This is a genomic window from Candidatus Acidulodesulfobacterium sp. H_13 (genome assembly GCF_048541835.1).
In the GTDB taxonomy this organism is placed as follows: domain Bacteria; phylum SZUA-79; class SZUA-79; order Acidulodesulfobacterales; family Acidulodesulfobacteraceae; genus QIJE01.
On the sequence record NZ_JBLEOY010000003.1, the window covers coordinates 145,803 to 166,552 of the forward strand.

19 protein-coding genes, 1 tRNA gene and 1 other RNA gene are annotated in these 20,750 nt (G+C 37.2%); 15 read left to right on the plus strand and 6 right to left on the minus strand.

From position 1 onward, the window contains the following. Positions 1–119 precede the first annotated feature (119 nt). The 5 genes from gcvH (at position 120) to uvrC (ending at position 5,612) form a co-directional block, all read left to right on the plus strand. The gene (gcvH, locus tag ACMCNP_RS08090; RefSeq protein ID WP_419316195.1) at positions 120–506 is read left to right on the plus strand and encodes a glycine cleavage system protein GcvH; all 387 of its coding nucleotides are present in this window, start codon (positions 120–122) and stop codon (positions 504–506) included. 45 nt (positions 507–551) lie between these two features. Next, on the plus strand, positions 552–1,358 hold the full coding sequence (locus tag ACMCNP_RS08095) for a lipoate--protein ligase family protein (protein ID WP_419316197.1): 807 nt from the start codon (positions 552–554) through the stop codon (positions 1,356–1,358). A gap of 135 nt (positions 1,359–1,493) precedes the next feature. Further along, a tRNA-Gly gene (locus tag ACMCNP_RS08100) sits at positions 1,494–1,569 on the plus strand. A gap of 38 nt (positions 1,570–1,607) precedes the next feature. Beyond that, the gene (uvrB, locus tag ACMCNP_RS08105; RefSeq protein ID WP_419316199.1) at positions 1,608–3,611 is read left to right on the plus strand and encodes an excinuclease ABC subunit UvrB; all 2,004 of its coding nucleotides are present in this window, start codon (positions 1,608–1,610) and stop codon (positions 3,609–3,611) included. 3 nt (positions 3,612–3,614) lie between these two features. Beyond that, positions 3,615–5,612 carry an excinuclease ABC subunit UvrC gene (uvrC, locus tag ACMCNP_RS08110; RefSeq protein WP_419316201.1) on the plus strand — a complete coding sequence of 666 codons (1,998 nt, stop codon included), beginning with the start codon at positions 3,615–3,617 and terminating at the stop codon, positions 5,610–5,612. Here uvrC and ACMCNP_RS08115 read toward each other — a convergent pair. Both ACMCNP_RS08115 and ACMCNP_RS08120 read right to left on the minus strand, forming a co-directional pair. Further along, positions 5,602–6,708 carry an aminotransferase class I/II-fold pyridoxal phosphate-dependent enzyme gene (locus ACMCNP_RS08115; RefSeq protein ID WP_419316203.1) on the minus strand — a complete coding sequence of 369 codons (1,107 nt, stop codon included), beginning with the start codon at positions 6,706–6,708 and terminating at the stop codon, positions 5,602–5,604. The two genes, uvrC and ACMCNP_RS08115, sit on opposite strands and share 11 nt — an antisense overlap. A 5-nt stretch (positions 6,709–6,713) precedes the next feature. Next, complete coding sequence (locus tag ACMCNP_RS08120) at positions 6,714–7,415, minus strand: zinc dependent phospholipase C family protein (RefSeq protein WP_419316205.1); 702 nt, start codon at positions 7,413–7,415, stop codon at positions 6,714–6,716. A 318-nt stretch (positions 7,416–7,733) separates the two neighbouring features. On the opposite strand from ACMCNP_RS08120, the gene pdo reads away from it, so the two are divergent. The 5 genes from pdo to ACMCNP_RS08145 all read left to right on the plus strand — a co-directional run bounded on the left by pdo (position 7,734) and on the right by ACMCNP_RS08145 (position 11,622). Continuing rightward, positions 7,734–8,381: a protein disulfide oxidoreductase gene (gene pdo, locus ACMCNP_RS08125; protein WP_419316207.1), complete on the plus strand. Its 648-nt coding sequence runs from the start codon at positions 7,734–7,736 to the stop codon at positions 8,379–8,381. A 147-nt stretch (positions 8,382–8,528) separates the two neighbouring features. Next, positions 8,529–9,122 carry a hypothetical protein gene (locus tag ACMCNP_RS08130; protein ID WP_419316209.1) on the plus strand — a complete coding sequence of 198 codons (594 nt, stop codon included), beginning with the start codon at positions 8,529–8,531 and terminating at the stop codon, positions 9,120–9,122. 40 nt (positions 9,123–9,162) lie between these two features. Further along, positions 9,163–9,741 (plus strand): peptide deformylase, encoded by a 579-nt coding sequence (gene def / locus ACMCNP_RS08135; RefSeq protein ID WP_419316211.1) that lies wholly within the window; start codon positions 9,163–9,165, stop codon positions 9,739–9,741. A gap of 34 nt (positions 9,742–9,775) precedes the next feature. Next, the gene (locus ACMCNP_RS08140) at positions 9,776–10,873 is read left to right on the plus strand and encodes a methionyl-tRNA formyltransferase (protein WP_419316213.1); all 1,098 of its coding nucleotides are present in this window, start codon (positions 9,776–9,778) and stop codon (positions 10,871–10,873) included. Then, positions 10,864–11,622 carry a DUF116 domain-containing protein gene (locus ACMCNP_RS08145; protein ID WP_419316215.1) on the plus strand — a complete coding sequence of 253 codons (759 nt, stop codon included), beginning with the start codon at positions 10,864–10,866 and terminating at the stop codon, positions 11,620–11,622. The genes ACMCNP_RS08140 and ACMCNP_RS08145 overlap by 10 nt, the downstream gene beginning before the upstream one ends. Here the strand turns inward: ACMCNP_RS08145 and ACMCNP_RS08150 are convergent. From ACMCNP_RS08150 to ffs, 4 genes are all read right to left on the minus strand, one after another. Beyond that, positions 11,619–12,938 carry a phenylacetate--CoA ligase family protein gene (locus tag ACMCNP_RS08150; protein WP_419316263.1) on the minus strand — a complete coding sequence of 440 codons (1,320 nt, stop codon included), beginning with the start codon at positions 12,936–12,938 and terminating at the stop codon, positions 11,619–11,621. The genes ACMCNP_RS08145 and ACMCNP_RS08150 overlap by 4 nt on opposite strands. A 53-nt stretch (positions 12,939–12,991) precedes the next feature. After that, on the minus strand, positions 12,992–13,615 hold the full coding sequence (locus ACMCNP_RS08155; RefSeq protein WP_419316217.1) for an indolepyruvate oxidoreductase subunit beta: 624 nt from the start codon (positions 13,613–13,615) through the stop codon (positions 12,992–12,994). Further along, entirely contained in the window at positions 13,612–15,297 is a 1,686-nt protein-coding gene (locus ACMCNP_RS08160) for a thiamine pyrophosphate-dependent enzyme (RefSeq protein ID WP_419316265.1), read from the minus strand. Before ACMCNP_RS08160 ends, ACMCNP_RS08155 begins: the two co-directional genes overlap by 4 nt. A gap of 228 nt (positions 15,298–15,525) precedes the next feature. Continuing rightward, an RNA gene (gene ffs, locus ACMCNP_RS08165) (signal recognition particle sRNA small type) lies at positions 15,526–15,624 on the minus strand. A gap of 139 nt (positions 15,625–15,763) precedes the next feature. Here ffs and ACMCNP_RS08170 point away from each other — a divergent pair. From ACMCNP_RS08170 to scpB, 5 genes are all read left to right on the plus strand, one after another. Then, a complete protein-coding gene (locus ACMCNP_RS08170; RefSeq protein ID WP_419316219.1) occupies positions 15,764–16,252 on the plus strand; it encodes a universal stress protein in 489 nt (162 codons plus the stop codon). Positions 16,253–16,304: 52 nt separating this feature from the next. Beyond that, on the plus strand, positions 16,305–18,116 hold the full coding sequence (locus tag ACMCNP_RS08175) for an NAD(P)/FAD-dependent oxidoreductase (protein WP_419316221.1): 1,812 nt from the start codon (positions 16,305–16,307) through the stop codon (positions 18,114–18,116). 192 nt (positions 18,117–18,308) lie between these two features. Beyond that, positions 18,309–19,016 carry a methyl-accepting chemotaxis protein gene (locus ACMCNP_RS08180; protein ID WP_419316223.1) on the plus strand — a complete coding sequence of 236 codons (708 nt, stop codon included), beginning with the start codon at positions 18,309–18,311 and terminating at the stop codon, positions 19,014–19,016. A gap of 67 nt (positions 19,017–19,083) precedes the next feature. Continuing rightward, positions 19,084–19,842 carry an oxygen-binding di-iron domain-containing protein gene (locus ACMCNP_RS08185; RefSeq protein ID WP_419316225.1) on the plus strand — a complete coding sequence of 253 codons (759 nt, stop codon included), beginning with the start codon at positions 19,084–19,086 and terminating at the stop codon, positions 19,840–19,842. Between the two features lie 154 nt (positions 19,843–19,996). Then, positions 19,997–20,734, plus strand: coding sequence for an SMC-Scp complex subunit ScpB (gene scpB, locus ACMCNP_RS08190; RefSeq protein WP_419316227.1), 738 nt, complete (start codon positions 19,997–19,999; stop codon positions 20,732–20,734). Positions 20,735–20,750 lie beyond the last annotated feature (16 nt).

Consider the following 20,750-nt stretch of genomic DNA (forward strand, 5'->3'; position numbering starts at 1 on the left):
ATTAATTATTAATTTTTACCTTGCAAATACAGGAGTTAAATTATTAAAATATAAACATAGTCTTATGGGAAATGAAGCGTATAATTAATATGTGAGAAAAGATAAAAAAGGGGGGATTTATGGATTTTCCAAAGGGTTTGAAATACAATTCTGAACATATCTGGGTTAAAGTTGACGGGGACAATGCGCTTATCGGGGTTACCGATCATGCGCAGGATCAGCTGGGAGATATAATATATGTGGATTTACCGGAGGTGGGCTATGAGTTGGAACAAAATGAATCGTTTGGAACCATAGAGTCTGCCAAATCGGTTTCGGAGTTATATGCACCCGTCGGCGGTCATGTGATTAGTATTAACGAATCGTTAAAGGATGAGCCGGAGCTTGTTAACGAGGAACCTTACGATTCCGGATGGCTGCTTAAGGTCAAGCTTACGAACGAAGATGAGTTAAACAACTTGATGGAACAGAGTCAATATGAAGAATATTTGAAAAGTAGCGAGTAGTAAAATGCGGATATGCTTAGCCGATTTTCGTCGTGAAATAGCAACATGATAAGCGCTAAAAACGATGGATATTTTAATCTGATAGTGTCGTCGGGTTGTGCCGGCAGTTTTAATATGTCAGCCGACTTATCCTTGCTGAATAAGTACAAAATGATTTCGGATTTTTCAAGTCGTCCGACATTGAGGATTTACTATTTTGACCCGCCTGCTCTTTCGTTGGGGTTTTTCCAAAAAGATAAAAATATAGATGAAGGTATTATTGCAAAGGCAAAAAACAAGGGCTACGATATCGTTTCGAGACCTACCGGAGGCAGGGCAGTACTGCACAAGAGTGAAATAACTTACAGTATAGCAGCATCCTATAAAGAGGGTATTTTTGCGGGGAAACTTTTAGAAACATATAAGAAGGTCGGAAAGTTTATATATATGTTTTTTATCAACTTAGGTTTAAGTCCCGATAACGAGGTTTCTCTAAAGGTAAACGAAAAAAGTAATGTTGCGTCTAAAAGAGGGAATGGTTTTAACTGTTTTTTGAAAACACATTCGTATGAAATAACGTTTGACGGCAAGAAAATTTGCGGTAATTCGCAGAGACGAAATGAATCTGCATTCTTACAGCACGGCTCTATTTATGTAGATTATAATCCGGCCGAACATTTGGAGTTATTTGAGGGCGGCAGTTTTAATTCGGATTATTTTAATAACATTACCGGTATAAAGCAGGAAATGAGAAAAACCGGCATTCATTTCGGTTTATATACATTAAGCTTTGGGCATCTTTCCGATATTATGGTCAAATCTTTTCGAGATACTTATAATCTTAAGCCTAAGCATGCGGTTATGCCGATATAGGTGTAAAATTTAAACCCGGTTAAAGAAATATGGGTCCGATAGTTTTTAGCGATCGGGCGGTTAATGACGCCGACCCCCTATTATTCTTTACAATTCTTTGTTTTTATGATATATCTTAATCATTACTTAAGACAAGCGGGTATAGCTCAGTTGGTAGAGTACAAGCTTCCCAAGCTTGGTGTCGCGGGTTCGACCCCCGTTGCCCGCTCCATTTAAAAAAATCCCGAAAAATGTTAAAGTAATCTTATTATGGCGTTATTTAATCTTGTTTCGGAAAACAGTCCGACCGGAGATCAGCCTAAAGCGATAAACTCGTTAGTTGAGGGAATAAGGGATAAAAACTTAAAATACCAAACACTTTTGGGGGTTACGGGTTCGGGAAAGACGTTTACGATGGCACATGTCATCAAAGAACTCGAGAGGCCTACCATTATAATAGCCCCCAACAAAACCCTTGCCGGACAGCTTTATTCCGAATTCAAATCGTTGTTTCCGGAAAATGCAATAGAATTTTTTATAAGTTATTACGACTATTACCAGCCCGAGGCTTATGTTCCGTCAAAAGACCTTTATATAGAAAAAGACTCCGCAATTAACGACCAGATTGATAAAATGAAGCATTCTGCCACGAGGTCTATTCTTTCAAGACGAGACGTTATCGTGATCGCATCGGTTTCATGTATATACGGTCTCGGTTCCCCCCAGAGTTATGCAGGCATGCTTCTTGAAGTTAAAAAGGGAGAGGAAGTCAATCTAAGCGATGTCTTAAGCAAACTGACGGATATAAGATACGAAAGAAACAACGTAGATTTTCATCGAGGTACTTTCAGGGTTAGGGGGGATACGGTCGATATTTTTCCGGCTTATGAAGAAGAGATTGCAATCAGGATAGAATTGTTCGGAAACGAGATTTCTATGATAGCGGAAATAGACCCCTTAAGAGGGTCGATTATACGAAGGCTTTCTAAGGCAGCTATTTATCCTGCGTCACATTACGTCGCAGACGAATCGACATTGAAAAGTGCCGTTAAATCCATTAAAGAGGAGTTGAAAGACAGATTGATTGAGCTTAAAGCCCTCGGCAAGATAGTGGAGGCGCAAAGGCTTGAACAGAGGACGATATATGACCTTGAAATGATGCAGGAGATCGGTTATTGTTCCGGTATTGAAAATTATTCTAGGCATTTAACGGGTAGGAAAGAGGGTGAGCCGCCCCCAACGCTTCTCGACTATTTTCCGGATGACTTTGTTATTATGATTGACGAATCTCATGTATCCGTTCCGCAAATCAGAGGGATGTATAACGGGGATATTTCTAGGAAATCTACGCTTGTAGAATATGGTTTCAGGCTCCCCTGCGCATTAGATAATCGACCCCTGAATTTTGAAGAATTTTCATCTCATATAAAAAATCTTGTTTTTGTTTCGGCAACCCCTGCCGAGTATGAATTAAGCGTAAGTTCTACCGTAGTGGAGCAGATAATTCGTCCTACAGGTTTAATCGACCCTATGGTAGAGGTAAGACCGGAGACGAATCAGGTCGATGACATAATAAGTGAAATTAAGAAGGCAGTGGCTGAAGGCGGCAGGGTGCTTGTTATCACACTGACAAAAAGAATGTCGGAAGATTTAACCGATTTTTTAATAGACAGCGGTATTAGTGCAAGGTATTTACATTCCGATATAGATTCCTTAGAGAGATTTAAAATTATCAGAGAGTTGAGGCGCGGCGATTTTGACGTTTTAGTGGGTATAAATCTTTTAAGGGAGGGATTGGATATTCCGGAGGTTGAGTTGATAGGAATATTGGACGCCGACAAAGAGGGTTTTTTACGTTCTAAAACCTCGCTAATTCAGACCATAGGGAGGACGGCAAGGAATATTAAGGGGAGAGTCATATTGTACGGAAATAAAATTACCGAATCTATGCGGTTTGCAATTTCAGAAACGGAAAGGAGAAGAAAAATTCAGAAAGATTATAACGATAAAAATAATATAACCCCAAAATCCATACAAAAGAATATACCGGGATTATTAACCACCATATTTGAACAGGATTATATCGATATATCCGGTGGTTTCGATAATAATTCTCCTTTGATATTAGACCCTAAAGAGGCGGAAAGGAGAATAAAAAATCTTTCCAAGAAAATGAAAAAAGCCGCCAAAGGATTAAATTTTGAAGAGGCCGCTCTAATAAGAGATGAAATTAATTCTATTAAAAAGAATATGCTGCTGATGGACAGTGTTTGAGAGATGAACGAGAAATTAACGGCGAAACTTAAAAGTATACCCGTGTCCCCCGGCGTTTATCTTATGAAAAACATTAACGGGGACATTATATATGTCGGCAAAGCAAAAAAATTAAAAAAGAGGGTGTCACAGTACTTTTCCGGTAAAAATGTAAGCATAAAGACAGAGCATCTTATCTCAAAGATTTGCGATATCGAAACAATAGTTTCTCAAAACGAACTTGATGCATTTTTACTTGAAAATACCCTGATAAAGCGGTATAAACCTAAATACAACATAAGCCTAAAAGATGATAAATCCTATCCTTATATAAAAATAGCAAGCTCAAAGACCGGTTTCCCTTATATAATCAAAACAAGAAATTTTAAAAAGGGAGAGGGAGAGTATTTTGGTCCATATTCCAGTGTATTTGCCGTAACGCAGGTAATAAAAACGGTAAATAAGATTTTCAAAATAAGAACATGCAGTGAAAATAAGTTTAATTCTTACGCGATTAGAAAAAAATACTGCCTTTATTATCAAATCGGCAGGTGTAGTGCCCCATGTTGCGGATATGTAGACGACAAGGCATACGGGAAATCAATAGATGGAATACGTCTTTTGCTGAACGGTAAAAACAGACAATTATTAAAAGAATTAAAACGGTCTATGAATATTCACGTTAAGAGGTTAAATTTTGAGGCGGCTATAAAATTAAGGGATAAAATTAATGCGATAATAACAATCAGCGAAAAACAGACCGCCGTATTTAAAAACGAAAAAGATATGGATGTTATGGGATTCTATTCCCTGGACGGCAAAGCCGACGTTGTTGTCGTTATTGTAAGGGACGGCAGGATTATCGGAACAAAAAATTTCTTTTTTAAAAATGTTTATTTGAATGACGGCGAGATGTTGGCGGCTTTTTTAGATCAATACTATTTAAAAAATTTAGAGATAAGCGCAAATATTCCCGATGAGATTTTAATTCCGATAAAAATAGAAGATGAAGATAAAGATTGTCTCGTATCCTACGTAAAGCAATTTTCCTCCAAGAATGTTAAGGTCATATATGTAGAAAGCGGAAAGAGGCATAGATATGATATTGTTACGGCAATGGCAATAGAAAATGCAAAAAAGAACTTTATGGAAAAATTTTATGCTGATGAGGAAGCGAATAGTGCCGTTGATAACAATATCGATATTCACGGGAAAAAGTATATCGACCGGGACAAAGATGAAGACGCCAATGGTATTGTAAGGTACGCATTGATTGCGTTAAAAAGTATTTTGCATCTCAACAAAGTGCCAGATATTATAGAATGCTTTGACATTTCTAATATTTCAGGAACATATGCCGTAGCATCTAAGGCAGTCTTTAATAACGGTGTAAAGGATACGTCGTTGTACAGGCGGTATAGGATAAAATCAAAAAACACCCCCGACGATTATGCAATGATGTATGAAGTCTTATGCAGGCGTTTTAATAATGCGGTTAATGGAAAAGACCCCTTACCGGATATTATTATGGTCGATGGCGGAAAGGGACAACTAAACGTTCTCGTCGGTGCCGCAAAAGAATTTAGAGAAAGGAATAAGGGTCATGATATTGTAAAAACCGAGAATATGCCGGTATTAATTGCAATAGCCAAGACAAAAGTTTTAAAAATGAAAACAGGAGAGCCGTTAAAAAAAATAAGCGAAACGGATAAAATTTATATGTCCGATAGAAAGAACGAGGTTAATTTCGGAAGGAATAAGAATGCGATATTTTTACTTATGCGATTGAGGGATGAGGCGCACAGGGTTGCGTTAACGTATTTTTCCAAACTTAAGACCAAATCGTTGATTACCTCGGAATTATTAAATATCGACGGTGTAGGAAAAAAAACGTACATCAATCTAACAGTCGGTTTGGGCAGCATCGAAAATATAAAAAACAGTTCGATCGAAGAACTCTCCGCCGTTAAGGGCATAAGTAAAAAAGCGGCAAGGAATATATACGATTATTTTAACTTATGAATTCTTTTAATTTTTTTATGAGATAATCGTTCTCTGATTTTTTCCTGATTGCTATTCTGAAATATTTATTGTTAAGGCCGCGGTAATTTCCACAGTATCTTATTAAGATACGGGATTTAATTAAATATTTTTTTAAATCTAAGGCGTTAAATTCTCCGGCATTTGTTATCTTCAACAAAAAAAAGTTAGCCGTTCCCGGTATTATTTGAAATGTCTTCAACCGTTCAATTTTTACCCGAAGGTCTTTTTTCAATTTATCTATTAATTTTAGGGTATTCAAAATATATTCTGCGTCTGTCAGGGAAGCCGAAGCGATTTCCGTTCCGAGAGATGTTGCCTTCCATGGTGCGGTTGTTTCTGCAAGTTTTCTTATAATTCTATGATCTGCAAGGGTATAACCCAATCTCTGCCCCGGCATTGCGAAAAATTTAGTCAAAGAACGTATAACAATTAAATTATCGCAATATTTTATCATATGTTTGGCAGAGAATTCCTCGCAAAAATCCATAAAAGATTCGTCCAAAACTAAAAAAGCCCCCTTTTTTTTTAAACGGTTTAATATTTCGGTTAAGGTATCTTTAAATGTTATTATTCCGGCGGGGTTTGAAGGGTTGGAGATAAAAACGAGATCGTTTTCTCCGATTTTGTTTATACGCTCCAAAAGACTTGATAGGCTTTTTTCTTTAAGTTCAAAGCCTTCCGAAGGGTGCGTATTTATATGTATAATTTTTGATTGAGAAACAAGCGCCGCCCTTTCATATTCGGCAAAAGAAGGCTCTACTATGACTACGGTTGCAGGTTTAAAGATATCGACAATGTTAAAAATCAGGTCGGTAGCCCCGGCTCCGGTATGGATAAATCTTTTATCTATGTTATGGTAATCCGACAGTGTTTTTATAAATGATTTCGGATATGTTTCCGGATAATTTTCCGTAAAAAATCTTATTTTCTTAAAATCCTTTAGTATTTTTACTGCATTTTTGCATAAACCGGCAGGATTAATATTGGCGGAAAAGTCTATAATTCCATTGTTGCAACCATACGTTAAAATGTTGCCGCCGTGGCATAAAGACGCGTTAAAGGATGTCTTATTCACGATTGCTATTTGCTCTCGATTTTATTTACTTTTTTAGTAAATAACTCAAGAAAACCTGCAGATGTTCTTATCGCTTCCGGCAGTATTCTATTCATAGAATTAAAGTATTCTATTTTTGTTCTAGCATATAGCAATTCGGGTAAAAACATCGAAGAGTTATGGGCATTATAATCTACCCATCCGAAAGGGTCAGTATCCCTATAGTGCTCTCTCAATGACCTAAATTCGTATATACCCCCTTCTAATTTTAAATCTATGTCTAAATAATGCACCGACATCCATCTTTCAAAAACCACGTGTTTTTTTAAGGCTAAGTTTGTAGTGTGAAAAGGAATGCATAAATCCTGGACTAAATGAGTTGCCCCCCCGAGGGCTATGAAGGATTTTTTAAACCTGCCGTGATTCCAATCCCTTACGGCTATATTAAACAGCTGAAGGCATTTTGTGCCTGCATCGGAAAAACCGCTGATATAACCTGCATGCGAATGGGGATAGAGATAGTGTCCTCCGAACCAGTGGATTCTCAGTCTTTTTATTGCGAGTCTATCAATAATATATGAACCGTGTTGCATAAGGTTAATTCGTTCATCGGCTCGAACGCTTGAAATTTTAGGGTCAAAAATTGTATTTAAAACATTTTCTTTAGAATCGTTATATAAAAGCTCGAAAGTCTTTTCTATACAATAGTTATGGAGTTTAGGCTGCATAATTGATTATTGAATATTTATAGTCCCCTATTGATTAAGTTATTGATAATAATAAAAACATTTACATAATATACTTATACCATATTTATAGAATAATTCAATATTTATTTTAATAATTTAAGGAGTAAAAAAGGATAACGGATGAGTAAACATCAGATGTAAACCGATAGCTGGGAATAAAATGAAGCGGAATTAAAGAATGTTATAATTTTGCTTTAGAATTTAAACTGTTGCAATTTGCATATAAAATATTTTACAATATAAAAAGATAAATATTATTGTATGTCGTCAAAAAGATAGACGCAAAAGGGAGGAAAAATGTCTCTGTTAAGTGAACAAGATGCCGGATTTTTAAAAAAAGATTTTAACGATAAACTTAAAAATAATATTAATCTCATATTTTTTAAGTCGGAAAATAATTGTCTTTACTGCAAAGAAGCGAAAGAAATATTAATAGAAGTAGCAGACCTCAGCGATAAAATAAGCATTGAAGAATATGATTTCGATAATGATGCAGACAAGGTAAGGCAGTATGCCGTGAAAAGAGCGCCTGCAATAGTTATAGAAGGCGACAAGGATTACGGGGTTCGTTTTTACGGAATACCGGCGGGTCATGAGTTTATGACCTTAGTTCATGGCATAATAAATGTTTCTACTAAAAATATCGGTTTTTCGGAGAAAACTGTCGAAAGACTCAAAGAAATCACGAAGCCCTATAATGTTCAGGTATTTGTAACCCCCACTTGACCTCACTGTCCGCCGGCGGCGGTTCTTGCTCACAATTTTGCCATTATGAACGACAATATTACTTCAGATGTCGTTGAAATTCAAGAATTTCCTAACCTTTCAGACAGATATGAAGTTTTCAGCGTTCCGAAAACGGTAATGAATGATGTTGCCGAAGTAACCGGAGCCGTTTCAGAAGCTGCATTTTTAGAGAAAGTTATGGAAGGATACGTTAAATAATAGTTTATTTCAGATGTAACGTCTCTAAGTTTTCCGTTTCGATAATCTGTCCATCGTTCCTCTCTAAAGTTGATTTTTATCGTTTATAATGTATAATTAAAAACATAAATGAAATAAAAATATAACAAAAAAACAGGTGAAACCTGCATGCATGAACAATTTAAAATTAAATTAGACGGACGGCTCAGTATTGGTCAGGCTTTAAACGGGGTACTAACGATCATAATATTCGGCTTGTCTATCGCGGTTTTTATCTCGTTAATTCCCAACATCGGTTTTGCCCGGTCGAAAAATCTTACAAAGCGGTTGGGATACGCCGATAATAGTAGCCATAATAAGAAGTTTTATACGGAAAACAAAGAATTTATTATACTTAAAATGTCTAAGAATCTTAAGGCATATATAAACAAAAAAAACCGAAAAGTTTATTACCGTTATAACGATACTTACTATTTTTGGAACAAGGGAATATGGTTTGATTCAAAGAAAATAAACGGAATGTTTGGCATAGCGATTCAAAAGGATATCCCTTCGCCTCTCAGGCATGGTCCGCTCTTAAAGGTAAAAAAGAAGAATATTCCCGCCGGTTTTGCCGCTTTAAAGATCCCCCCCAATCCGGTAAAACACCCCTTACCTAACGCTGTTACCCGGCATTTATATAATATGCCGCTAACGCTTCACGGATTGGTCATTTACCAAAAGAGGTTTAATTTTAACGGAGCAGTAGGGAACGGTCATTAACCATGTTTATTTTTTTATTGCATTATACTATAATATAGGTATGGAGCTTATTGAAATATTAAAATATCCGGATCCAAAGTTGCGGATAAAAGCAAAACCCTTAGATAAAGACAATATATCTGCGGATATTTCTTTTATTAAAAATCTTGCATATACTATGTACAAGGCGGATGGAGTAGGGCTTGCCGCTACTCAGGTCGGTATAAACAAACGTGTAATAGTAATAGATATGAGCAGGAAAAGTAATAAAAGTAAAATATTTTCCTTGGGTGAGTCTAATATACTTACGGAGAACGAAGGACTTGTTATCGCTGTAAATCCGGAAATAATTTTTAGAGACGGAAAGACCGTATATGAAGAAGGATGTTTGTCGATACCCGGATTTAACGCAGATATTGAAAGGGCGGAATATATCAGGGTTAAAACGATTAATGTTTCCGGAGAAAAGGTTGTGTTAGAGGCAAAGGATTTGCTTGCCGTTGCTTTTCAACATGAAATAGACCATCTTAATGGAACCCTGTTCATAGATAAAGTTTCCCCTTTAAAACGTTCTCTGCATAATGCTTTTTTAAAAAAAGCCGGAGTAGCGAAGCGCGGAAAGAGTCCGAGTTATATTTAATTTATTCTACTTCTTATAAAAACTAAAATAATTTATGCCTCTTTTGAACATTGTTTTTATGGGTACCCCGAATATTGCCTCGGTATCGCTTCAATGTATTTTAGAATTACAGGAATCAAGCGTATTAAATTTAAAATCGGTTTATACAAAACCTCCTGTCTGGAATAATAAAAAAAGGAAACTTGTCATGTCGTCGGTAAACCGATTAGCGCTGAAGCATGATATAGGCGTAAGAACACCTATAACCTTTAAAAAAAACGCTAACGAGATAAGTTTTTTAAAATCCTTAGACATAGACCTGATTATAGTGGTTGCGTTCGGACATATTTTACCCATAGATATCTTAAATATTCCAAGATACGGCGTTTTAAACCTTCATCCCTCTCTCCTGCCTGATTTAAGAGGTCCAAGCCCGATTCATCACGCTATATTGAAAGGGTTAATATTCAGCGGCGTTTCCATAATGGCATTAGATGCCGGAGTGGATACCGGTCCCATTATAGCTCAACAAAAGGTCGATATAGGAAAAGATGAATATTGCGAAAGCCTCTATGAACGATTATCCACTGCAGGCTCAGTCTTATTATCAGAGGTTATAAAAACTATTTTTAAAATTAAGGTAAATATGTCGGAATCCGGATTTGTACAGTCTGACGCGGACAATAATGCTTTAACCGCTACGGGGTTAATCGGCTTAGATGAACGAAGGGTTGATTTTTTAAAAGACGAACCGTTAGAAATCTATAACAGGATAAGGGCATTTACCGGGGTCGGAGGGGCATATTTCATTTTTAGGAATAAAATTGTTAAACTTATTGAAGCAAAATTATTTATTAACGGCAAAGAGTACAAAAGATCCGCTTCCGAGGACGAAGACGGTCTGCTTTATAATTACAACGACTATGTTAATTCCTTGTCTTCGGGAATGGATAATAATGATATCTTACCAAAAGACGTTAAATCTTCGCCGGGGGCGATAGTTGCGGCAAACAGGTTATCTTTAATCGTTGCCACGACTCGAAATGGGGTTTATATCAAACTTTTACGGTTAAAACCGGAAGGGAAAAAAGACATAAGTTATATAGATTTTATTAACGGTTACAGGATAAAGCCGGGAGATATATGTCGATAAAAAAGGAGCATATTTATTTCTTAAAAATAATATCGGTTTCTATTTTTATTATACTGTTCATCCTGTCTTTTCTCTTTTGGATTATTTCGGGCGGATTGGAAAAGATAAGCCCCAATTTACCGGTATATATATTTTTATTTTTAGACGCCGCTTTGTTATTAATTATTTTTATTTTTTTACTCGGTTTGTTTAAAAAACATGGTAAAAATAAATCTTTATTGGTTTATCCGTCCAGGTATATTTTGATTAAAATCTTATATCCGATGGCTTTTTTTATTACGTCTATTTTTAGAATAAACAGGGATAAGATGCAGAATTCTTTTATAGATATAAACAATTTTTTACTCTTTTCCATGAATAAGCAGGTGTCTTTAGACAGAATTTTAATTCTCCTTCCTCATTGCCTGCAGCTGCATAATTGCAAGGCTAAAATTACGGACGATATCCATAACTGCCTCAGTTGCGGAAAGTGCAATATTAAAGAGCTTGCGATACTGGCGGATAAAAAAGGCATGTTTATTGCTGTTGCGACCGGTGGCACCCTTGCAAGAATGGTTTTAGAGGAAAAAAGACCTCAAGCGGTGATTGCAGTTGCATGCGAGAGAGATTTAAGCTCCGGGATTATAGATGGTTTTCCGCTGCCGGTTTACGGTTTATCCAATATGAGACCCAACGGGCCCTGCAGGGATACATTCGTAGACATAAGTGCCTTGAGCGAGCTTATCGGAAGAATAGCATTATCCCCTTAAATCTTTTTTCTGAGGTCGTTAACTCGCTTTGCTTTCCCCTTACTCCGCTCAAGTGTTTTCGGGGGGACTGCCGTTATTTTTGCCCTTATTCCAATTAATTCGTATATTGAATGAGAAACTTCTTTTATTACTCTGTCGACTCTATCCTTGCCGGCATTAAAAATTTCTTTTTTAGGTTCTATCACGATATTTATCGTATCAAGAAGATTATCGGTATAAAGTTCTATTAGATAAACCGGTTCTAAGTTCTTATAGTGGAATAGGACAGACTCTATCTGAGAAGGGAATACGTTCACCCCTTTTATTATTATCATATCGTCGGTTCTTCCTTTAATTTTTGCCATCCTGACGAAAGTCCTTCCGCAATCGCATTTTTCGCGAATAAGTCTTGTTATGTCTTTGGTTCTAAATCTTATGAGGGGCATTGCCTCCCGATTAAGGCTCGTAAGGACCAATTCACCGGTCTCTCCGTCCCCAAGAACCTCGTCTGTTTTCGGATCTATTATTTCAGGAAAAAAATTATCTTCATTTATGTGTAATCCATTTTTATATACGCATTCGAAAGCTACTCCCGGTCCTAAAATCTCGCTTAATCCATATATGTCGTAGGCATCTATGCCGAGAGAATTCTCTATTTTTTTTCTAAGCTCGTTTGACCAGGGTTCTGCGCCGAAGATGCCCTTTTTTAATTTAATTTTTGATTTATCCTTTACATATTTTCCGATTTCTTCGGATAAAAAAAGGGCGTAAGACGGAGTGCAAAAAAGAGCAGTAGATCCTATATCCTGCATCATAGTAAACTGCCTTTCTGTGAAGCCGGTGGACATTGGAATAATCATCATGCCGAGTTTCTCTGCCCCATAGTGAAATCCGAGTCCCCCCGTAAAAAGACCGTATCCATATGCATTTTGCCCGACATCGTGTTTAGAAATATCCGCCGCGCAAAGGACTCTCGCCATTAGCTCTGACCATGTTTTTATATCCCCTTTGGTATAGCCGGCTATAATCGGTTTTCCGGTCGTGCCGGACGAAGCATGGATCCTGACCATATTGCTTAACGGACTTGAAAACATGCCGTAGGGGTAATTGTTCACGAGGTCTGACTTTGACGTAAAAGGAATGTTTTTGATTTCGGCAATGCGCTTAATTCTCTCTATATCATTAATGTTTTTTATGCCTGATTCATTCAGCTTGGCTTTCAGGGGATTACTCTCGCCTGTAAAAATTTGCTTAAGGGTTTTCTTGAACCGTTCCGTCTGGAGGGCTTTTAACTCGGAAAGGTCGATAGTTTCATATTTTTTATCGAAATAAGTTATATCCAACACTGTTTTAATTACCTTATCGGCTTTATTTTTACTATTTTCAGTTTTTATTTGTTTCCTTCATTTCTGCCTATCAGGAATGCTTTTAAATTTAAATTTACCGTCTTTTCAGGAACATTTTGCCTGATGACCCCTAACCAGATTTCCTTTTCTATGTCGGTATAATTAGATAGCAATCCTATAGATACTATATTGGAAACCTTAATATTTCCTAAATTGGCGGCAATTTTTTTATTGTTTACTAAATGTAAATATTTAAATTCTATTCTCAATGCGTTAGAAATATTTTCTGCGGTAATCGGGCCGTTTCCTAGTTTATCATTTTTATTTTTAGACGTCCATAAAGGCATCATGCCGTAATCCGACGATATTACAACCGTTTTATTATTCGCAAAATTTTTGACATATCTAAGCGTTTCGTAAATATCGAATGAAAGAATCGTAGATGCGGCATACTTCGGTATCAATGGAGAAAAAATCTTTTCGCCGAACCTTATATGTGTCGATACAGATCCTCCCCTTTGGGACATACCATGAACCTCGGATTTTTTAATATCCAAACCGCTTTCAAAAGCGGCTGCGCCGATAATTTTGCCGGCAAGCACGACCCCCTGCCCCCCTATGCCGCATATTAAAATATTCTGTACGCCTTGCGTGTCGTTTATTTTCATTTTATTTCTTCTATAAAATTAAATATGCATATGTCCATGCAGATGGAGCATCCTACACAGGAGTCATCTATAAGAGGTATATTTTCATCTGCGCCGATAGGGTGGTTAGAAGAAGACAGGATAGAAGGGCACCCTATTTGCATACACAGACTGCATCCGTTGCATCCGCTCAAAACCTTAAATTTTTTTCTTATGTATAATTTTTTTGGATACAATACACATGGTCTGTCGGTAATGACAACGTTTAATTTTTTGGAATCCAGGGCTTTCTTTAGTGTTGCATATGTTTCGTTATAATTATAAGTGTCTACGGTATAAATCTCGTCTATTCCGATGCCTTCCACGACTTTCCTTATATTTATTTTATTAGAGACGGTTTGATTGAGAGATAAGTTTTTACCCGTTCCGGGGTGGTCCTGCCCGCCGGTCATTGCGGTTGTCGAGTTATTCAGAATAATTGCAGTAAAGCATGCGTTATTATATTTTGCGTCTATCAGAGATGTTATGCCGGAATGGAAAAAGGTGGAATCGCCCATTATGCCGGTTATTTTTTTAACGGACGAATTTGTCATAGCCAACCCCTGCGCCGCTCCGAAAGCCAAACCCATAGATATACAGCTGTCCATGGCGCTAAGCGGCGGAAGAGCGCCGAGTGTGTAACACCCTATGTCTCCCATAACCGGAACCCTTAATTTTTTCAGAGCGTAAAATATTGCCGTGTGAGGGCATCCGCTGCATAATGCAGGTAGTCTTGAGGGCAGCATTTTATAAAGGTAGTTCAAATCATCACAATTTACCTTGACGTTTTTATTAATGTTAACGTCGGTATTAGCATTATCGACGGATAAAAAGCCCGCCTTAATCAGTCCTTTTTTGACTAAATCCGGGGTAAGCTCTCCGTACCTTTCGAAATATTCTTTTCCGACTGAGTTTAAACCTAAAGACGATATTTCTTCTTGAATAAAAGGCTCTAATTCCTCAATGACTACTATATTTTTAATATTTTTTACAAATTTTTCAATAAGTAAGTCTGGAATGGGGTAAGAGAAAGAAAGTTTTAAGAAAGATGCGAACGGCGCCGCTTCTTTAGCGTATTGATATGAAATACCACTCGTAACGATACCGAACTCTCTGCTGTTATATTCTATTTTATTAATACCGGAATTATTTGAATATTCCCTAAGGCGTTCAAGCCTTTCTATTGCCGTTTTATGTCTTTCCCGGGCATAAACCGGAACCATAACGAATTTTTTTATATCTTTTTTATACGGTTGCGGGGTACGACAACGGCGATTGTACTCATTGGATACATTCGGCATAGCGACTATGCTTCCAGAATGGGATATTCTCGTTGTAATTCTTATAATCACCGGAGTATCAAACTTTTCGCTTATGTCGAATGCCATAGATGTAAGATTCAAACACTCTTCGCTGTCCGAGGGCTCCAATAGGGGTATTTTGGCGAACTTAGCGTAAAATCTATTGTCCTGTTCGTTTTGGGAGCTGTGCATATTCGGGTCGTCTGCCGTAATTATGACTAAACCACCTTTAACTCCGGTAATTGCAAGAGTCATGAGCGGATCGGAGGCTACGTTTAAACCGACATGCTTTGTCGTAAACATCGATCGTTTATAACCGATAGATGCGCCTGCGGCAATTTCCAGTGCAGTCTTTTCGTTTATAGACTAGTTCACCATTGCATCGCTTAATTTTGAGAGGAATGGTAAAATCTCAGAGCTTGGAGTGCCCGGATAACCGGTAGCGACACAAACACCTGCGTCATATGCGCCTAGAGCTATTGCTTCGTTTCCTGTTAGAAGAGCTTTGGAGTTATTATTGATAGTAATAGCCAATATTTAATCATTTAATTGAACTTGCGGTCGATTAAAGTTTTAAACAAAGAAGAAAAAAGAGCAATCCGATTAAGACACACGCACCTTGAATTGATACCGTTGCTGCCTTTCGACCCTGGCGGGGTTCTCAACCTCAACACCGTGTCGTCGGATTACTCAACAGTAATTATAACATATAAGAGCTTTTTTTGAAAAGGATTATTTTATTGCGGGAAATAATCCTCACCGTTGTAGAATTGAGGCGTATAAAAGTTTCATCTTGAAAAAAATAGTCTAATCAGATAATATTAAAAATATGGAAATCGAAAAAAAGGTATTGATAGGTATTGATTTAAACTTCGAAACTCCTTTTATATTGAGGTCTGCAGTATCTCTTTTCAGGGAGGCTTCGGTTAAGTTTTATGTTTTGCACATAGTCCCTGCCGGCGCATTTTCATTTATAAATAAAAAAAAAATGCTTCAGTCAAAAACAGACGAGGCTCGTAAGTCGGTAGAGCATAAACTGGAAGAAACGGGGTTACACTATTTAAATTATGAAATATTTGTTTCTTTCGGTGCAACGGCATCGGAGATCCTTAATTTTCCAAAAAGAATAGGTATTGATATAATCGCGATAGGGACGCATCAAAGAATAGGTTTTAAAGAGTTTGTTTTTGGGTCGGTTTCCTTTGCCGTTGCAAAAAATTCCATTTGTCCCGTACTTTTAATTCCTCTAAAAAATATTGTAGAGTCGACGGAGGATGAATTGGTTAAAGACCCGGCTATATCCTTGATAAACCCTTAGTAAAATTCTAATCCCGAAAATTTTCATATTTAGTAATCACTTAATTAATTTTATGATACTTATTCACGATTTCAAGATTCCGATAAATAGCTCGGATAAGCGCAAAGAAAAGGGGAGTGAAGAGCTTTTTCTCGATAGTTTGAGTTTGCTTACCGGTAAATTTGAGTTTTTTTCTAAAACCGGCGAAAATTTAAGGTATTCAGGCCTGCCCTTTGAAATAAAAATCATTAAAAAATCACTTGATTTGAGACAAAAAGAGGCTAAAGCGGTTTTTAAGGCAATAATTAAGTTTAAGCGTGCCGCATACGAACATAAAACCGGCGAAGCCGCAGACGATGTCAACGTGCCGGATTTAGAGAATGCCCTTGTTAATTTTTTAAACAAAAACGGAGTAAAAGCGAGTAGTGCGGGGGATGAATATAGCGAGTGCAACGCGTGTGATAAACGTAACGAGGGGGGTCTGTCCGATAAAAACGGTGTAAAAAATATTAAACCCAAGGTTTTAATAGTAGGAACCGGTCCTGCAGGAATTTTTGCCGCCGTTTATCTATTGGAACGGGGTATAAGATCGGTATTAATAGAGAAGGGCATGTCCATTGAGAATAGAATAAAAGATGTTGACAATCTATTTAACGCCGGCGTATTTGACAAAAAAAGCAATACGGTATTCGGAGAGGGCGGCGCAGGAACTTTTTCCGATGGCAAACTTACGACTAGAAAAAACGATCCCGCAGTGTTTTACGTTTTGAACTTTTTGGTAAAAATGGGGGCTAAAAAGGGTATTTTAACCGAACACAAGCCGCATATCGGGAGCGACGGTTTGATTTCTATACTTAAAAACATCAGAGAATATCTTATTCGAGGAGGGGTAGAGATTTATTTTGATGAAGAAATGAAAGATATGGGTATTGACGAGCATAAGGCAATGCATTCTATTATCACGGACAAAAGATCTTTCGAGACGGACTTTTTGGTACTGGCTTCGGGGGCAAACAGTTACGATACCTATGAACTGTTGAGAAAGCGAGCAGTTTATATGGAAAAAAAGCCCTTTGCTGTGGGTTTTAGGATAGAGCATAAAAGGGATTTTATAGACAAACTGTTTTTTAAGGGAAATGAAGGCATAGAAGGCATTAAACTTAAAGGCTTGTATTATAATATATCCTCTAAAAAATATGGGGGGTATTCATTTTGTATGTGCCCGGGAGGCTTAGTTATAAATTCAAGCCCTGACAAAAACCTTCTCTCTATAAACGGCATGAGTTATTCCGGCAGGGATATGGAAAATTCCAACAGCGCCGTGGTTACCGCAGTCAGACCGGAAATACTCGAGCATTTAGATAACGATAGGTATGCTTCGGGAACCGGTGGTCTAATATTCAGAAAGGATTTAGAGATTAATGCATTTGAAGCCGGGGGCGGAAATTATGGCGCTCCGTTTCAATATACCCAGGATTATATAGGGGACATTGCTGCGGCTGCCGACGGGGTTATTGAGACCGATTATAAAAATAAAAAAATTAAAATGAACGAGATGCCGAAGCCGTCTTATTCACCTTCGGTTAAATATTTCAATCTGTTTAAACTGTTGCCTAATATCTTAAACCTATCTATTGCAGGGTCGTTAATTGAATTTGAATCGAGATTCAAAGGATTCGGTGACAGGTCGGTCTTAACGGGGTTGGAAACGGGTACGTCGTCAGCAGTGAGAATTAAAAGGGGAACGAATTTGGAGTCTGTATCCATTAAGGGCTTGTATCCTTGCGGTGAAGGTTCCGGATATTCCGGCGGCATAATGACAAGCGCTATGGATGGAATTAAGTGTGCGGCGGCAATAGCGGCAAAAATTGCCGAAAGATATTGAAAGATTGGGTATTATCAAAAGACGGTTTAAAAACCCGAAGCCGAAAACATGACCGGTAGCGAATAATAAAACAAATCGAATAGGTGCCGTAGATTAAGATTTTTATTGCAATCGTACCTTAAAAAATATAAAATAAGCCCAAGGAGTTTTAGGATTTTATTAATTTTAAACATTAAAATAAACGGGTGTTTTATGAAATTTTTATCCGGTGGCGAATATCAAAGATTAATAAGCGAAATAGGGGGGCTTAAAAGAAAAAATAACGATTTAGAGCTATCCCTGAGAAGAAAGGATTCTGAGATTTCTTCAGTAAGAAACGATTACGAAAACGAGTTAGAAGACTTAAAATCTAAAATCGCTTCGCTTGAGGATGATATTGCCGGTAAAAGCGACCTTTTAAATTCATGCTTAAGGGATTCTGAAAAACTTCCGAAGGTTACCGAAGAATTTAATCAATTTACCTCAAAATGCAAAGATACAAAGTCGGTCATTAAAATTTTCGTGGATTCCTTGGCTCATATGTATTCAAGTTCATTTTCCATGCTCGGAAAAACATATGACGATTCCGTCGAGCTTTATAAACTTACTCTTTTTACCGATGAGATTCTCAGCGCTATCGTTTCTATCACTAATCAGATTAATTTGCTGGCGTTGAATGCTGCAATAGAAGCTGCAAGAGCCGGAGAGGCAGGGAGAGGGTTTGCCGTAGTTGCGGATGAGGTAAGGAAATTGTCGGAAAAATCGTCAAGCTCGACTAAAGAAATATCTAATGTGCTTTTCGGGATAAGAAAAGTAAGCGCAAAACTTAACGATATGCTTAGGATAGACGACAAATTGAATGAAGGGCTTATGAAAATCATTAAAAATATCGACGGTAAAATCGGCGACCTCTGCGTATAATTGCAATACGGTCGGTTTAGTTTATAATTTTATATATCTTTAATAATATAAAGGGGGATTTTGCATTATGACGTCAGAAATTTTATACGAGTCTCCGAATCATAAATTTATTTATATAGGCAAGGATGTAGATAGACCTGATTATATTATAGATACGAATCAATATCTGTTAATTCATGATGAGGTTGCAACGATTATAGACCCCGGTGGAATTGAAATGTTTTCATCGGTTTCATCGGCCTTTGCCGGCGAAGTCAGGATGTCGAACGTGAAGTTTATTTTTTCTTCGCATCAGGACCCGGACGTAGTTTCGGCTTTGGCGCTATGGCTTTCCATTACCGATTCCAAGATTATTATAGATAGAATCTGGTCGGCTTTTATTTCGCATTACGGGGCAAAGCCGAATAATATGATTATGGTCGAAGACGGGGGTATGAAGTTTAATATGACTAAAGATTATGCTTTCGATATAATACCTGCCCATTATTTGCATTCTCCGGGACAATTAAATCTATACGACCCTATATCCAAAATACTTTTTACAGGGGATATTGGAGCCGCATTAATTCCTAAAGAGGATTTGAAAGGCAAGAGAAGACCTAACGTTTTTGTTCAAGACTTTGATAATCATACTAAATATATGGAATTTTTTCATAAGCGATTTATGCCTTCCAATGAACCGAAGAAAATTTGGATAGATAGGGTTTCGAAGCTGGACGTAGAAATGATAGTTCCGCAACATGGTTTAATTTTTAAAGGAAAGGATATGGTCGGCAAGTTTTTGAACTGGTTCAACAATCTGAATTTAGGAATATATTCCAAATAAATAATCCTGAGCGAGTAGCCTTCTACCCATTTCTCTTTAATTAAAATATGCTATTATAATTGAATATGCGGCATATGACTCCGATGAGCAAATTGCCGCAGGCGATGTGTGTCGGCAGTTGTAAGGATGTCGGTGATATTTTGGTGTATAATATATGAGTCATTCCGGTTTATTAAATAATTATTTGAGAAATGCAGAAGAAATTATTCCAGCAATAGAAGCGGTAATTTTTGCATCCGGAGAGCCTGTTTCTATAGAAAGGCTCCTTGATGTATTCAATATAGACGACGATGAAAGCATAAAGAAAAAGGAACATGCTAATGGCGATAAGGTTAAGATTATTAAAGATAAAAAAAGAAAGGAGAACAGGACAAAGAAGGATATCATCCTAAAGGCGCTTGAATATATAAAAAAAGAGTTTAATGAAAAAAATAGCCGCGGTATATATTTATCTATCAATGATGGCGGTATAAGTTTTAAAACAAAGCCGGAATACTTTGACGCAGTATCGGAATATTTAAAGATTAAGCCGATAAAATTTACCGGTCCACAGCTTGAAACATTATCAATTGTTGCATATAAGCAGCCTATTACGAAGGGTGAAATAGATACGATAAGGGGGGTTGATTCTGCTAGTATAATAAGATTTCTTTTAGAAAAAAATCTTATTAAGGTTGCGGGTAGAAAGAATATTGTCGGAAAACCGTTGATTTACAAAACTTCCGATTACTTTCTTGAGGTTTTTAATCTAGGCAATTTAAAGGATCTGCCTTCAGTTAAAGAAATGGAAGACGTGATTAAAAAAAACGACGGGGCGCAAAACGCGGGGGACGAGCATCCCGCGGATTCGGACTACGATAACAATAAAGACAGTGATGGACGATTATTCTAAATTGCGAATATGCCGA

Excerpts from the sequence above, each read along its gene's own strand:
- ACMCNP_RS08140 (WP_419316213.1), top strand. The coding sequence starts at position 9,776 with ATGCCTCTTTTGAACATTGTTTTTATGGGTACCCCGAATATTGCCTCG.
- ACMCNP_RS08120 (WP_419316205.1), bottom strand. The coding sequence starts at position 7,415 with ATGCAGCCTAAACTCCATAACTATTGTATAGAAAAGACTTTCGAGCTT.
- uvrB (WP_419316199.1), top strand. The coding sequence starts at position 1,608 with ATGGCGTTATTTAATCTTGTTTCGGAAAACAGTCCGACCGGAGATCAG.
- def (WP_419316211.1), top strand. The coding sequence starts at position 9,163 with ATGGAGCTTATTGAAATATTAAAATATCCGGATCCAAAGTTGCGGATA.
- ACMCNP_RS08170 (WP_419316219.1), top strand. The coding sequence starts at position 15,764 with ATGGAAATCGAAAAAAAGGTATTGATAGGTATTGATTTAAACTTCGAA.
- ACMCNP_RS08095 (WP_419316197.1), top strand. The coding sequence starts at position 552 with ATGATAAGCGCTAAAAACGATGGATATTTTAATCTGATAGTGTCGTCG.
- ACMCNP_RS08155 (WP_419316217.1), bottom strand. The coding sequence starts at position 13,615 with ATGAAAATAAACGACACGCAAGGCGTACAGAATATTTTAATATGCGGC.
- uvrC (WP_419316201.1), top strand. The coding sequence starts at position 3,615 with ATGAACGAGAAATTAACGGCGAAACTTAAAAGTATACCCGTGTCCCCC.
- ACMCNP_RS08145 (WP_419316215.1), top strand. The coding sequence starts at position 10,864 with ATGTCGATAAAAAAGGAGCATATTTATTTCTTAAAAATAATATCGGTT.
- ACMCNP_RS08185 (WP_419316225.1), top strand. The coding sequence starts at position 19,084 with ATGACGTCAGAAATTTTATACGAGTCTCCGAATCATAAATTTATTTAT.
- ACMCNP_RS08175 (WP_419316221.1), top strand. The coding sequence starts at position 16,305 with ATGATACTTATTCACGATTTCAAGATTCCGATAAATAGCTCGGATAAG.
- ACMCNP_RS08180 (WP_419316223.1), top strand. The coding sequence starts at position 18,309 with ATGAAATTTTTATCCGGTGGCGAATATCAAAGATTAATAAGCGAAATA.
- ACMCNP_RS08130 (WP_419316209.1), top strand. The coding sequence starts at position 8,529 with ATGCATGAACAATTTAAAATTAAATTAGACGGACGGCTCAGTATTGGT.
- gcvH (WP_419316195.1), top strand. The coding sequence starts at position 120 with ATGGATTTTCCAAAGGGTTTGAAATACAATTCTGAACATATCTGGGTT.
- scpB (WP_419316227.1), top strand. The coding sequence starts at position 19,997 with ATGAGTCATTCCGGTTTATTAAATAATTATTTGAGAAATGCAGAAGAA.